Raw genomic sequence first — 14,968 nt, 5'->3', positions numbered from 1 at the left:
AAGTATCATCCATTCTTCTTTAGATCTTCTTTCTGCCATGCAAATTACCTCCTACTAAGTATAGGAGTATTATCACATTAATTTACTGCCAGTCCTAGGTGATGAGTTATTTGACGCTTACGATATAAAGACACCAACAAATGGAACGACTGGAAATACAGATACAAAGACATCAACAGGTGAAACAACTGAAAATACAGATACAAAGATACCAACAGATGGAACAACTGAAAAAACAGATGCAAATACATCAACGGTTGAAACAACTGGAAATACAGATACAAAGACAGCAATAACAGGAACTACTGAAACAACAGGAACAACTGGAACTATAGGTAACTAATATGTGTTATTATTTAGATTAAACAATAAATGAAGAAACTAATGAAGAAATAAACACTACATAAGTCAAACCTATCAACAGGTAGCATTTAAAGACAGGACAAATAAGTAGAAAACATTCAATATAGAAATAGAGAGGAGTGGTTTTATGGATTGGCTTGAGTCAATGAACAAGGCAGTAGAATACCTAGAGGATAACATTACTGAAAAGCTTGATATCGAAAAGGTGGCGAAAATTGCATTATCATCTACGTTTCACTTTCAGCGTATGTACCATATGATAACTGGTGTTACAATAGGCGAATATATACGAAGAAGAAGGCTTACACTTGCTGCACAAGATATTATATCTGGTGAAAAGATCATTAATGTAGCTTATAAGTATGGTTATGAGACTCCAGAAGCATTCACAAAAGCTTTTGGGAAAATGCATGGAATAAGCCCATCAGCTGCGCGCGAGCTGGGAGCAAACCTTAAGGCATATCCAAAGCTCTCCTTTCACATTTCAATAAAAGGAGATAAAGATATGAATTATAAAATTGTTGATAAGGGAAGATTTACAGTAGTAGGTAAACAAACAAGGATAACTATGGTGGACGGAGAAAACTTTAAACAGGTACCTGAATTTTGGGGTGATTGCATGAAGGATGGCTCATACCAATGGATTAGCTCAAAGGCAGGCAAACTTGGTGTCCTAGGTATATGTAAGGATTTTAGTCAAGATGATGAATTCAATTATATGCTAGGAGTTGAGGAAATCAAAGACACACTCCCAGAAGGATATATTTCGTCAATTATACCTGCAGCAACCTGGGCTGTATTTGAAACAGTTGGAGCACTACCTGAAGCTATACAGAATCTGACTCGAAGAATATTTACAGAGTGGCTGCCGTCTACGGGATATCAGCTTGATTGCGCACCGGAGCTTGAGGTTTATCCAAAAGGTGATATGTACTCGGATGATTACAAATGTGAGATTTGGATTCCTATTAAGAAGTAAAAAAGAGTAATAAGTGGGTTGCTATGTAACTCACGATTTAGAATTTAATTATCAAGCACCAGAGATTTTCTCTGGTGTTTTTTTGGGTTTATATTTAATTTGTGATAGTATTATAAACATGAGTAAAATTTATTTATATAATTAATTATAAGGAGGAACAAAATTGAAAAAACTATTTAATAAATGGGATCATATCAGCCTTGTTAAAAGAATAATAATGGGCTTGATTATCGGGGTTGTGCTGGCGGTAACGATTCCTGATATAGCACAACCAATCACAATTTTGGGATCTTTATTTGTCGGTGCTTTGAAAGGCATTGCACCTCTATTGGTATTCTTTTTGGTTATGACGGCTATATCTCAGCATAAGAGCGGTCATAAAACTAATATGAAAACTATAATTGTTTTGTATTTACTTGGAACATTCTTATCAGGATTAGTTGCGGTTAGTGCAAGCTTTATGTTTCCTGTAAACCTCACATTGGTAACTGGTGCAGAAGGTTTTTCAGCTCCAAGCGGTATAGGAGAGGTTCTGAAAACATTGCTTTTGAATCTTGTTGATAATCCTATAAACGCACTTGCCAGTGCTAACTATTTAGGAATACTGGCTTGGGCATTGGTTCTTGGGTTAGCTTTGAAAAATACGCAAGATACAACTAAAACTATGATGAAAAATGTCTCTGATGCAGTATCTAAGGTTGTTAGATGGATTATAAGCTTTGCTCCATTTGGAATTATGGGACTGGTATTTGACGCAATTGCAACAAGTGGACTAAGTACACTTGTAAGTTACGGAAATCTTCTTCTTGTTTTGATTGGATGTATGTGTTTTGTTGCACTTGTTGTTAATCCAATATTAGTTTTTGGTTGTACTCACCAGAATCCATATCCACTTGTTTTTAAATGTCTGAAAGACAGTGGAATAACAGCATTCTTTACACGTAGTTCAGCTGCAAACATTCCTGTAAACATAGAATTATGTGAAGAACTTAATTTAGATAAGGATACATATACTGTATCAATTCCACTAGGAGCTACTATAAACATGGCTGGTGCAGCTGTTACAATTTCAGTAATGACTTTAGCGGCAGTTCACACCCTTGGCATTCAAGTTGATATACCTACAGCGATTATCCTAAGCGTATTGTCAGCTGTGTGCGCTTGCGGTGCGTCAGGTGTGGCAGGTGGATCGTTACTCATAATTCCTTTGGCATGTAGCTTGTTTGGTATACCAAGTGAAATTGCTATGCAGGTTGTTGGTGTAGGTTTTGTCGTAGGTGTTCTACAAGATTCTTGCGAAACAGCCCTTAACTCATCCACTGATCTTCTCTTTACAGCATCTGCTGAATATATGAAAATTCGTAAAGAAGGACAAAAAAATACGAAAAGGCAACTGAGCCTTGAGAAGAATAGTATATAAAAAAAATAAGTACTCTCATCACAAATTGTGATGAGAGTACTTATTGCATATGGATTTGTTGGGGGACAAATGAATATATTTTAATTATAGACAATAATTAAAATATATATACACCTGTAATTAAATTATTATTAATAAGGCTATATCATAATCTGTACATTAATAGTTTATAAAGAGTCTTCTATCTCTCCAGCCTTTTTTAGAACTGTCTTTGCAACAATTGGTCCAATTAATTCGTATATAACAGTTGCACTGAGTATTATAGCTCGAATTTCACTTCCGTAATCAGGTACTACTGCCATTGCCAGAGTGGCAAGCCCTATTGCGACACCGGCTTGTGGGATCAAAGTAAACCCTAAGTATTTTTGTACTACAGGTTCAGAATGTGCAATCCTTGCTCCAAGTGCTGCTCCTCCGACTTTTCCAACTACACGGAAAATAACATATATAGCACCTATTACTCCAACAGAAGGCAATATACTCATATCAAGTTCTGCACCGGATATAAAGAAAAAGAGCATGAAAATTGGAGGTGTCAGTCTATCAACTTGTTCATAAATTGTGATGCTAATATTAGATATGTTGACGAATACTGAGCTCATAGCCATACATGCTAATAGAGCAGAAACCCCTAATAGATTAGAGACACCTATGCAAAATAATATCATTGCAATACATGATGTTAAGCGATTACCACGACCTGTATATAATTTAACTAGAAATTTCAAGATAATTCCAAGTATTGCTCCGAAAATTAAGGCTCCGACTATTTCTATTATTGGATTAAATAAGGAAGATGCTAAGGGCACTGTTCCATGTGAGTCAATTGCTTTTGCTATGGCTATAGATATACCATAAAGCATTAATGCTAATGCATCATCAATAGCAACAACAGGGAGCAAGGTTCTGGTTACGGGTCCTTTTGCTTTGTACTGACGAACTACCATAAGTGTCGCCGCTGGCGCAGTTGCTGCTGCAATGGCTCCTAAGACTAGTGAAAATGCTATATCATGTCCTGTTATGATTAATGCAATATCAACTACAAGTACTGCACCTAGTGCTTCTGCAATTGCAATAATCACCGGTGATTTTCCAACTTTCTTTAAATAGGAAAGCTTAAATTCTGATCCAATGGAGAATGCAATAAAGCCAAGCGCAATCTCTGGTATAATTAAAAATTGTTCTATAACTTCTACAGAAAGAATTTTCAAACAATATGGTCCGGCAATCAAACCTATAATAAGATATCCTGTTACATTAGGTAAATGCAATTTTTTCATTATCTTACTAGATAAAAGTGCCAAAAATAATGCTAGAGCGAGATTTGTATATATATTTAGTTCCAATCTATTCACCTAATCCTTCCACATTATCAATGGAAATAGAGAACATAATACCTGTATTTGGTGCATTAAAATCGCCAATAGTGTTCTTTATGATTTCTCTGCTTGTCCTTAATTGTTCATCTTTAAGTACAAATAACATTACCTTACAAACCTCTTTTTCCCCATCTGCTAAAATATTTTTCATCATGCCAAATATTGGCAAGTCTTCCATATCAGATATAGCATCTGCCATTCCATTAGCGTCTAGTGTAGTTCCACCCTTAATTCCAGACTCGGCAAGTTTTTGGAAAATTTCATTTGTTAACTCGATTTTTTTCAATATTAATATTAATAACTGCATATTATACCCCCAGTCTTTTCATTTTGATTACGGTTACATTACTTTAATGCTATAACTTTAGATAGCCAAAGTCAAATAAAGGCAATCGCCCGTTTATGATGAGTTGTGATACAATATTTCTAAAGATTCAAACTATAATGAAAATATTTAGTGAATTCTATAAAAAAACTAAAGCAACATATTTTGGTAGGAGGTATTAATATGCAAAAGGAAATTTATTTAGCGGGCGGATGTTTTTGGGGAACTGAGAAATACTTTGAAAATGTAAGTGGTGTTATGCAAACAGAAGTTGGTTATGCAAATGGCCAAACAGAAAAGCCAACATATAAGGAAGTATGTAATGAGAACACAGGTCATGCAGAAACGGTAAAACTTGTGTATGATGAAAGCCAAGTCAGCTTAAGCTCTATTTTAGAACTATATTATGATGTGATAAATCCAGTGAGCATAAATCGCCAAGGCGGTGATGTAGGATCACAATATAGAACAGGAGTATATTTTGTAGATCAACAGGATGAAGTGGTTATTAAAAATTCAATAGTGGAGCTTCAAAAAAAATTCAAAGAAAACATTGCTATTGAGGTTAAACTACTTTTAAAGTATTTTAAAGCTGAGGAGTATCATCAAAAATATCTTGATAAAAATCCAAATGGGTATTGCCACATTACTAAAGATAAATTTGATAAAGTGAAGTAAATCTGTAAATTCACACATTCATAAACGTAACTGTGACCTGGAAAAAATAGAGGAATATAAATGAAAAAATAAGTATTATCATTAATAATGATAATACTTATTTTATATGTGCGTATAGGTGTATAAATGATGGGGTCCGTATAATTAAATACATTTTAATTATAGACAGTAATCTAAAAATATATACATTTGTAATTATAATATTGAATCAAGTCGAGATCCATCTTCCCCAAAATAACTATATTTATCATACCAACCATATTCGCTATAAAGTTCCTCATCTAATCCATCGCTCAATTCCGCAACATTATGCCCATCTACAATTATTTGGATATCATCGTTCAAGTCTGAACTTTCTTGCAATGCAAATAGAAAATCATGAGTGGCAGTATCAATACTCGATACAATGCATTGTCTTATAATACATAACTGCTTTTCATCAAATTGATTTAAATTTTCTTGAAGTAATTTTAGAGAGGAGGCCTTCCATGAACCTTGTACAAGTTTATCATAATAATCAATTCCTCTGTCTCTCATGTTTTCAACTATAAATTGACCGAACTTATCTAATGGATTATATATATCAGACATAGTTATCCTCTCCTTAAATTTTTTAGTTAGTGCATATTACTATACTATTGTGTCTTTATTTAATTATGCAACATAGCAACATAATTATTAATTTATGACTTTATTTCCATAATGTATGTAAATATTTATTGAATATAATCTTTATATATGTAACTATGAAAATTTTACCCATTTGTAGAAAAAACTGACCTTGAACTCAATAGATTCATAGTCTATAATAGGCAATACCATGTTGATGATTAATGTAACTTGTAATAATAAATTAATAAGTTGCAAATAAAACACAAGGAGTGGTTGGTTGTTTAAATTGAAAAGACATATGATAAGAGTATATATTATCTTAGCAATATGTGTGATTGGTATTGGAGCAAACTACCTCAATATTGAATCGGAAAATATTACAACAAATAAATTTGTTGTAGGCAAATATGAAAAAAAATCTGTTATAGGAAATGCTGATATTAAAGAAAATCAGAATCCAGTAGGTACACCTATTAAAGCTGAACTAACTGCCTACTGTAATGATCCAAGATGCTCAGGTGAATGGGGAGCTCAAACGGCAATGCAAACAGTGACCCGATTAGGGGTTATCGCAGCTCCTACGGATATATCCTTGGGCAGTAAAATGTACATACCAGAGTTAGAAAATTATAAAGCAGATGGTATATTTGATGTTGAAGACCGAGGTGGAGCAATTAAAGTAAAAAAAGATGGTACTTATGTAATAGATGTTTGGGTACCAACTTATGAAGAAGCCGTAGAATTTGGAAGAAAAAAGACTACTATTTATTTATTGGAGTAATCTTTGTATAAATTGATATTTTACGATAAAATAAAACCAGGGCTTATTTTTAAGCCCTGGTTTATTTAGAAATTAGTGTACTTATGGGGACTTTAAAATTATTTTCGGATTAATCCTAAAATATTTTTATTAAAATCTATTACCATGAGAACCACCTCTTTCGATATTATTATGTGTAGTATTAAATTTAATATGCAATATTCGATTAAATAATTTCGAAATTTCAGAATATGATAGTAAATTTCAAAAATTACATATTTATTTCAAAATAAATTGTAATTTATAATAGTATATGATATTATGAAAAGGCAGTAGAGAATACTGTAAAATAAAAAGTTCCATTTGGATAAATAGTTTCTCTTAATAAGAGGGTATATTATCAAAGTAGAATCTTTAAACTAGGAGGAATTATTATGGAAGATAAAACAATGGTATGCAGAGATTGTGGTGCTGAATTCATATTTTCAGTAGGAGAACAAGAATTCTACAAAGAAAAAGGATTTGAAAATGAACCAACAAGATGTGCAGATTGCAGAAGAGCTAAGAAAGAACAAAATAGAAGATAATTTCAGATATTTCAAAGCTGTAGTTAATACTACAGCTTTTTTTTGGTTATATGGCTAGTTTATTTAGTTGATCTTCATATAAAGTTTCTTTATCTAATAATTCTAAAGCTATATTATCAAGAGAATTTTTATTTTCTTGTAAAAGTTCTACAGTCTCCTCATAAAGTGTATTAACAAGAGTTTTACATTCATCAATTACAGGATTTCCATAACTACTATATAGAGATCCAACACTTGAAAGTTTTATAAGTCCCAAGGTTTCTCCCATACCGTATTCGGTAATCATTTTTAATGCAATATCAGTAGACTGAGATAGATCTCCTACGGCTCCAGTAGAAACTTTATCTTTACCAAAAATAATTTCTTCAGCAGCTCTACCACCAAGGGAAACTTTGATTTTATTTTTTAGATAATCTAGCCTATGATATCGACTATCTTCAGGAATAGTTAATGTATAGCCCCCAGCACCTTTTGTAGTAGGTATAATTGTTATCTTAGATACTTTGTCCTGTGGAAGTAGTAACATGGAAATTAAGCCATGTCCGGCCTCGTGATATGAAGTAAGAAGCTTGTCCTCTTCTTTAAGATAACTTCTTTCTTTTTTCTCATGGCCAGCTAAAGTTATTGAGTAAGCAGATTCTATATGTTCTGAAGTAATAAAATCGCTATTATCTTTAGCGGCTAAAATAGCACTTTCATTTATCAAACTTTCTAATTTTGCTCCAGAGAAGTATATAGTTTTTCTTGCAATATCTCGTATGTCAAGATTTTCATGTGGTTTGTTTTCTAAATGAAGAGATATAATTTTTTCTCTAGCATTAACATCAGGCAATTCTATTTCTATATGTCGATCAAATCTACCTGGCCTAAGAAGAGCAGTATCGAGCATGTCTAATCTGTTTGTAGCAGCAATTACTACTATACCTTCATTTTGCTCGAAACCCGACATTTCTGTTAAAAGAGCATTTAATGTCTGATCTTTTTCATCATTGCTAGATCCATTTTTATTATTACTTCTTGCTTTACCTATAGCATCAATTTCATCGATGAATATTACGGCTTGTCCATGAGATTTTGCTTTTTTAAATAAATTCCTTACTCTTGCTGCACCAACACCGACATATACTTGTACGAAGTCTGAACCACTAAGAGCATAAAATGGAACACCAGCTTCACCAGCTACTGCTTTTGCAAGTAATGTTTTGCCTGTACCAGGATCTCCGTAGAGGATAACCCCCTTAGGCATTCTTGCACCATATTTTTGATATTTTTCAGGGTTCTTAAGAAAATCTACAATATCCATTAAACTTTCTTTAGCTTCTTCGTTACCAGCTACAGCATGAAAATTTAAAGCAGCCTTTTTGTTTTTGCTAAAATCCTCCATGTCCATAGAGGTTATGGAAGAACCACCGCTTTTAGCTTTAGATACAAGCATAACCATTAATGCTAAAAGTGATAACCCTAAAATACCAGCAGGAATAGTTTTTGAAAGAGGTGCTCTAACTTGATCTTTAACCTCTATTCCATTTAATAATAACTTTTCTTTTAAAGTATCTGTATGTGGGTTATCTGTAGAGTATGTATCACCGTTATTTAGTGAAATAATCATTTTAGACGAGGTGTCTATTATTACTGTAGATATATTATTAGAATTCAAATCCTCCGTAAAGAGTGAATAACTTTTATCAACTATTGTTGTATTAAAAGATGTCATTACAATAACTATAAGTGATAGTATCGCTGTAATTATAGGAATAATAATGTAATGTTTTTTTATTTTATTCATTAAGTACCTCCCAAATTTAAAAGTAACCTACATTAAGTATATAGACTTAAAAATTATAAGTCTAACTTTTATCATGACTTTTACCAGTGTAATGTTTGGGAAATTAACATAAAAATCTCATATTATGAATTATATATTTCATATTTCCTCGAAAAACATGAAATATATGCGCGCATCATCTAAATATGAAATATGAAATAAATATACTATCATTTATCAGAAAACATATTGTATTCTGATAAATACCGTGTTATAATAAATACAAGAAGAAACAAAGAAAGTTCTTCTAGCAATCCTAACTCAATAAAATTAAAAAAGTTAATTACAATTACAATTACAATTACAATTACAATTACAATTACAATTACAATTACAATTACAATTACAATTACAATTACAATTACAATTACAATTACAATTACAATTACAAATTTCAATCTATAAAATTAGCGAAATTTAATCTATAAAATACTTTTAATGTGATATAAAGTCAATATAAAAGTTTGCAAGAATAATACAATAGAAGAGGTGATGAGAATCCAAGAAGAACCATTACAGTCTAGAAATGAGTTAGGATTTGCTTAAACACCAATTAGTTAATATGATTTAACTAATTGGTGTTTTTTGTTACGTATATATTTAATTAGAGACAGTAATTTTAATATATAGATATGCAAATAAATATAATAATTGTAGTACTTTTAACTTAAATAGAATATAATGTAATTATATACATAGATATTTAGCTAATGGTCTAAATACTTAATAAAGGAGAGATTATATGGTTGCTTTAAATTTACCTTTTAAAGCTTTAGCAGACCCAACGAGGAGGGAAATCATAATGCTACTTAAGCAAGAAATCCTTACAGCAGGTGAAATTGCAGAGCATTTTGATATGACAAAACCCAGTATTTCTCATCATTTGAATATGTTAAAACAAGCTGACCTGGTAAGTGATGAAAGAAAAGGACAGAAAATTTATTATTCATTAAATACTACTGTACTCCAAAATGTTATTGGCTGGTTCATGGATACAACTCATTATAATGAAGGAGAGGATATTAATGATAAAAAAGATTCTTAATTCCATAAAAAAAGATTGGTTTATTATCGCTGTACTTGTGGTAACTTTTATAGTTAGTTTATATTTTTATGCAAGTCTTCCCAGTCAGATTCCAATCCACTGGAATGCTAAAGGACAGGTTGATGGCTACTCAGGAAAGTTATTTGGAACATTTGCAATGCCTTTAATGAATTTAGCTTTTTATTTTTTCTTTATAGTTTTACCATTTTTAGATCCTAAAAAAGCAAATTATGCAAAATTTCAATCTGCATATAAATTAATAAGGATTACATTTCATATATTCTTTGCAGGTATTCAAGCTATAGTTTTATTAGTTGCACTTGGACATACTGTAAATGTAAGTATGTTTGTAGGTTTAGGTACATCCTTATTATTTGTAGTTATAGGAAATGTCATGGGTAAATTCAAGCATAATTATTTTGTTGGAATAAAAACTCCTTGGACTCTTGCAAATGAAGAAGTGTGGGCTAAAACTCACAGGATGGCTGCCCCATTATGGGTAGTGGGAGGTATTATATCTGCGATTTTTGCAATAGTTGGGGGTGAATCTTTTTTCATAGCTTTATTTATAATATTGTCTATAGTTTCCATTGTTCCAATAATATATTCTTATATTATATTTAAAAAATTTGATAAAAAAATAGTGGAATAGAATTTAACCTGATTAAGCACCAGAGATTTTCTCTGGTGCTTTTTTGCTGAGTTTTGATGAAAGGACCCTCTTTAGCCTACTCAGTATATATAAATACAGCTTCAATGTTTGCAGTTATTTCATTTTCGCCAGCTTCAATAGGTGTAGCTCCACTTACTGATTTAAGAGTCATTGTTGTTAATGGAGATATGGTTCCCTTATCCTGCTCATTTATTTGTATTGGGATAGTATCGAGGCTTACTTTAAGTTTATTAGCCATAACACTAGCTTTATTTTGAGCATCTTCAACAGCTAACATTAATGCTTTATAATAATAAGTGGTTTGATCTGAAACAATAAAACTAATACCACTTACAGTATTTGCACCATTTCTTACAGCAGTATCAATTAATTCACCTGCAAAATTAATGTTTCTAATAATAACTTTTATATTATTACTTACTTCGTAACCTCTAAAAACCTGTCTCCCATCAATATAATCAAAAGTAGGTCTAATATTATAATTTTGAGTTTGTATATCTTTAGGGAATACCCCTATACCTTGTATACTATTTATAACTTGTTGAGTTGCAGTAGCATTTTCGGCTTGCCCCACTTCTAATTGTGCATTTTCTGTTATAACACCAATTACTACCTCGGCTGCATCAGGATTTACATTTACTGAACCTTTCCCAAAAACTTTGAATTTACTACCACATTTAGTGCTGGAATAATAATCTAGGCCACAATTATCATTATCGTCTAATCTATACATGATTTTCGTCCCTTCAAAAGAATTAACTACTTCATATTATGATTTATTCTTCTAAATGGCTTAAATATATATTACTATTAACTATATATATCGGAAAATTCAATCTGTATTTTTTCAACATTTGTTTGAATTGTAAAATCTTTTTTTGAATCCTGATTATCAGAATCAGAAATAATCTTAACGGGTAGACTTATTATAAATTCAGTACCTTCATTATACTTACTTTTCACATCAATTTTACCTTCATGAAGTTCAACTAGAGATTTAACTATAGACAATCCTATTCCACTACCTTCATGACTTCTACTTAATAGACTATCTACTTGTTTAAACCTATGGAAAATTTGCGATAGCTTCTCTTCTGGAATTCCTAGACCATTGTCCTTTACAGAAATTATAACGTGATCATTTTCATCATATACTGAAACCTCAATTGTGGCTCCTGGGTTAGTGAATTTAGTAGCATTAGAAATTAAATTAAGTAAAATTCTTTCAATCTTTTCTTCATCAAACGCCATAAATTTTTCTTCTATATCTGTATCAAAAATAATGGTTCTTGACATATTGTTTATATAATCAACAGTTGATAGTGTTATTCCCTCAACAACTTCTACAATATTTTGATTCTTTAAATTTAACTCCATAAATCCGGAATCAAGTTTGCTAATATCTATTAGGTTGGTTATTAATCTTAATAACCTATAACAATTCTGTTTTATAGTATTTGTGTATTTGTTTAATTTATCAACATTATCGAAATTTTCATATTTGCTTAAATATAAAGAAAATAATTGAGCAGTTGAAAAGATAATATTCAAGGGTGTTTTTAATTCATGGGACATATTAGCAATAAATTCAGTTTTTAATTTATCATATTTAACTAATTCATCTAATAACAGCTTGTTTTCATCCATCATATTGTTAAAGCTATTAGATAATATTCCTATTTCATCCATGCTCTTTATATCAGAACGTATAGTCAAATCACCTCTACCTGCTATCTCCATACAGGCTTTTAATTTATTAATAGGATTAACTAGAGACTTAGCCATAAATAAAGCTATAAATGTACCTATTAAAATTATTATTAATCCATTAAATAATATTGTATATAAGACTGATATATAGGAAGATTTTAAATCATCATAACTAGCTGTAGTAATAATATACCAATCCCAAGGCTCAAAATAATTATAACAAGCTAATTTATGTATTCCATCATAGGTGTATTCAATTGTTCCACTTCTATTTGCGATTATTTCTTTAACAAAATCATATTCTACTTGATTTTGACCTTCTTTTTCAGGATGTACAAGTACATCCCCTTTTGAATTTATTACATATGCGTAACCTGTTTTTCCAAGCTTAATATCATTTAATGTTTGTTTTAAATAGTAATTAAGAACTATATTACCTACACCTAGTGCACCTATAACTTTTCCGCTTTTATCTAATAATGGTGTGTATTTTGTCATATAACTTTGATTTTCAAATGTCATTCTACCGTTATAATCTTCCTTATTAATTATTTTATTGTAGATATCTGAATCACTGGATATGTATGTTCCTACACCGCTTTGATTAACTTTCATAATATTTGTAGATACTCGTATTAGCTTATTATCATTTAACAAAAATATACTAGCTACTGTATTTGTAGATGTTGTTATATCGTCAATAACATTAGTATTTAATGCTAATATTTGATTTCCAGCATATAAAATTGGTAAATCATAATCCCCAACTTTCATAGTTTGAGTATTATCTATATCTAAATCTCCTATATGGTTTAATGTATTTTCAGCATAATTTAAATCACTGAAGTTTTTCTCTGTAAGTAAATCATTTCTTATGCTCGCTGTAGTATTAATTAATGCTGTTATACTATGACTTTTTTCTCTAACTTCTTCGAACACTACATCTTTTGTTTTTTTTGCTATTAAAAATCCTAGGAAAGTTACTGAAAATATAATTAATATTAAGTAACTAATAATCAATTTAGATTTAATACTCATAGGTTTAAGCCACCTTTTTTAAATAATGAAAAACATAGTGTGTATAATTATACATTTCTATTATAGTTGTATTTATAAAATAAAGAAATAGATATTAGAAAGCTGGTGACTCTGATTATCTTAAAAATCCTGATGTAGGCTGTGCATAATTAAAACATTGAACTACTATAGCCTTTATGGTTAAATAGTATAAAAGTTAATATTTATGTTGCAAATTTCATTGAAGATTTCTAAGTGAGGGGAACGATAGATATAGTTAACACATAACAATTGAGGAGGAGACATATGAGTAAAATCGGGAGAAATGAACCATGTCCTTGTGGTTCAGGAAAAAAACATAAGAACTGCTGTATAGATAATTCAAATAATAATGTGGTGATTCTACCAACTAATAAATTGAAAACCCAATTTATTAATGAGTTCAAGAAAAATCCATATTATAAAGTAGAAAATGGTAGTGTGATTCCAATTCATGAGGCATTAAAAAGTTCAAGGAATTTTACATTGGCAATATTAGAACAAATGATTGGCTTTTTAAGTAGTAGTGAAGTTAGAGATGATTTAGTTAATGTTAATTGTAATGATTTAATTAAATTGGTTGATATGGGTGATGAATATTTTTATAATACTATTATTAAAGAGATTTTAGAAGTTAATGGACATAAACAGTTCAGCATAGATAATTACATTAGAAATAGGAGAGCAAGTGATTTAAAAGATTCATTAACAAACTCTGAAAAGATAATATTAAATCATGTTGCAATTAATATTATATCTGAATATAGACTTAAATCTGATTTTAAAAAACTTGATTATGGCGCAATGAAAGTGTTAACAGAATTTGCACATCAGATAATTTTAAAAGGAATTGATGAAAATATAAATATTAGTGGAGTTACTATATACATAGATAAAGATGAACTAAAATCCTGGGAAATCCATGTTGAGGATAGCTTATTTCAGACTATAGATGTGAAAAAAAATATTTATCTTGAATGGGAGCCACTAAGTGTAATTGATAATTTCAACAGTATTAATAAAACAGAGTTATGTGGACTAACATCAGAATCACAGAAAAAATTGGCAACAGCATTAACTATTGAAAAATTATATGGAAATGATGACAATTCTATATTTTCATTTAGTTCGTTAGTAATAGAATATTTTGGAGTTGTAGAGAAGGAACTTGGAAATATAATTAGATTACATGAGAAATCGCCTAAACCAAAAAGACGGATGTGGAATGATTTATGCAATTATTTTGAATCTCATAATATACCTCAATTAAGCGAAAAACTTCCTATTTACGATATTCTAAGAGCTTTGCATCCAATAAGAAACAAAGCAGCTCATGGAGAATTTATAACAAAAGAAGATTTTGACAAGGTCAAATCGCTGACATATTCAAATAGGCTAATTGAGTTTATTTCATTGGAGTTAACAAGAAGGTTAGAGTATAATTTTAGTAGGCAAAGGTAGCAAAAAAATAAAGGAGATGTAAAAACATCTCCCCAATACATAAATTATCCATTATAATTTTATTGCTAAGATAAAAAGAATGGAGTTGGATTTAT

15 protein-coding genes are annotated in these 14,968 nt (G+C 30.6%); 8 read left to right on the top strand and 7 right to left on the bottom strand.

All coding sequences use genetic code 11. The features are described 5' to 3' along the window. Positions 1-490: 490 nt before the first annotated feature. The gene (locus CLVI_RS16070; RefSeq protein WP_106061118.1) at positions 491-1,342 is read left to right on the top strand and encodes an AraC family transcriptional regulator; all 852 of its coding nucleotides are present in this window, start codon (positions 491-493) and stop codon (positions 1,340-1,342) included. A gap of 163 nt (positions 1,343-1,505) precedes the next feature. Further along, the gene (gene sstT / locus CLVI_RS16065; RefSeq protein WP_106061117.1) at positions 1,506-2,762 is read left to right on the top strand and encodes a serine/threonine transporter SstT; all 1,257 of its coding nucleotides are present in this window, start codon (positions 1,506-1,508) and stop codon (positions 2,760-2,762) included. Between the two features lie 167 nt (positions 2,763-2,929). On the opposite strand, the gene CLVI_RS16060 is transcribed toward sstT, so the two are convergent. Then, on the bottom strand, positions 2,930-4,117 hold the full coding sequence (locus CLVI_RS16060; protein ID WP_423237141.1) for a cation:proton antiporter: 1,188 nt from the start codon (positions 4,115-4,117) through the stop codon (positions 2,930-2,932). Then, positions 4,110-4,448, bottom strand: a complete 339-nt coding sequence (locus CLVI_RS16055) for a hypothetical protein (RefSeq protein ID WP_106061115.1) — start codon at positions 4,446-4,448, stop codon at positions 4,110-4,112. Before CLVI_RS16055 ends, CLVI_RS16060 begins: the two co-directional genes overlap by 8 nt. 201 nt (positions 4,449-4,649) lie before the next feature. Here CLVI_RS16055 and msrA point away from each other — a divergent pair, with 201 nt between their 5' ends. After that, positions 4,650-5,144, top strand: a complete 495-nt coding sequence (gene msrA, locus CLVI_RS16050; RefSeq protein ID WP_106061114.1) for a peptide-methionine (S)-S-oxide reductase MsrA — start codon at positions 4,650-4,652, stop codon at positions 5,142-5,144. 195 nt (positions 5,145-5,339) lie between these two features. Here the strand turns inward: msrA and CLVI_RS16045 are convergent, their stop codons facing one another. Beyond that, a complete protein-coding gene (locus tag CLVI_RS16045) occupies positions 5,340-5,735 on the bottom strand; it encodes a hypothetical protein (protein ID WP_106061113.1) in 396 nt (131 codons plus the stop codon). Between the two features lie 319 nt (positions 5,736-6,054). Here CLVI_RS16045 and CLVI_RS16040 point away from each other — a divergent pair, with 319 nt between their 5' ends. Both CLVI_RS16040 and CLVI_RS16035 read left to right on the top strand, forming a co-directional pair. After that, complete coding sequence (locus tag CLVI_RS16040; RefSeq protein WP_423237140.1) at positions 6,055-6,537, top strand: 3D domain-containing protein; 483 nt, start codon at positions 6,055-6,057, stop codon at positions 6,535-6,537. Positions 6,538-6,950: 413 nt separating this feature from the next. Then, complete coding sequence (locus CLVI_RS16035) at positions 6,951-7,103, top strand: zinc-ribbon domain-containing protein (RefSeq protein ID WP_106061111.1); 153 nt, start codon at positions 6,951-6,953, stop codon at positions 7,101-7,103. 46 nt (positions 7,104-7,149) lie between these two features. Here the strand turns inward: CLVI_RS16035 and CLVI_RS16030 are convergent, their stop codons facing one another. Beyond that, entirely contained in the window at positions 7,150-8,889 is a 1,740-nt protein-coding gene (locus tag CLVI_RS16030) for an ATP-dependent metallopeptidase FtsH/Yme1/Tma family protein (RefSeq protein ID WP_106061110.1), read from the bottom strand. 209 nt (positions 8,890-9,098) lie between these two features. Then, positions 9,099-9,326 carry a hypothetical protein gene (locus CLVI_RS17730; protein ID WP_146127342.1) on the bottom strand — a complete coding sequence of 76 codons (228 nt, stop codon included), beginning with the start codon at positions 9,324-9,326 and terminating at the stop codon, positions 9,099-9,101. 344 nt (positions 9,327-9,670) lie between these two features. On the opposite strand from CLVI_RS17730, the gene CLVI_RS16025 reads away from it, so the two are divergent. Continuing rightward, complete coding sequence (locus CLVI_RS16025) at positions 9,671-9,973, top strand: autorepressor SdpR family transcription factor (protein ID WP_106061109.1); 303 nt, start codon at positions 9,671-9,673, stop codon at positions 9,971-9,973. Further along, a complete protein-coding gene (locus tag CLVI_RS16020; protein WP_242980752.1) occupies positions 9,954-10,625 on the top strand; it encodes an SdpI family protein in 672 nt (223 codons plus the stop codon). The genes CLVI_RS16025 and CLVI_RS16020 overlap by 20 nt, the downstream gene beginning before the upstream one ends. A 76-nt stretch (positions 10,626-10,701) precedes the next feature. Here CLVI_RS16020 and CLVI_RS16015 read toward each other — a convergent pair whose 3' ends face one another. Together CLVI_RS16015 and CLVI_RS16010 are read right to left on the bottom strand one after the other, a co-directional pair. Further along, complete coding sequence (locus tag CLVI_RS16015) at positions 10,702-11,379, bottom strand: SIMPL domain-containing protein (protein ID WP_106061108.1); 678 nt, start codon at positions 11,377-11,379, stop codon at positions 10,702-10,704. Positions 11,380-11,456: 77 nt separating this feature from the next. Further along, positions 11,457-13,394, bottom strand: coding sequence for a Cache 3/Cache 2 fusion domain-containing protein (locus CLVI_RS16010; RefSeq protein WP_106061107.1), 1,938 nt, complete (start codon positions 13,392-13,394; stop codon positions 11,457-11,459). 285 nt (positions 13,395-13,679) lie between these two features. Here CLVI_RS16010 and CLVI_RS16005 point away from each other — a divergent pair, with 285 nt between their 5' ends. Continuing rightward, a complete protein-coding gene (locus CLVI_RS16005; protein ID WP_106061106.1) occupies positions 13,680-14,873 on the top strand; it encodes a YecA family protein in 1,194 nt (397 codons plus the stop codon). Positions 14,874-14,968 lie beyond the last annotated feature (95 nt).

The organism is Clostridium vincentii, from assembly GCF_002995745.1.
GTDB classification, from domain to species: domain Bacteria; phylum Bacillota; class Clostridia; order Clostridiales; family Clostridiaceae; genus Clostridium; species Clostridium vincentii.
This window is presented reverse-complemented; position numbering and strand designations above follow the sequence as displayed.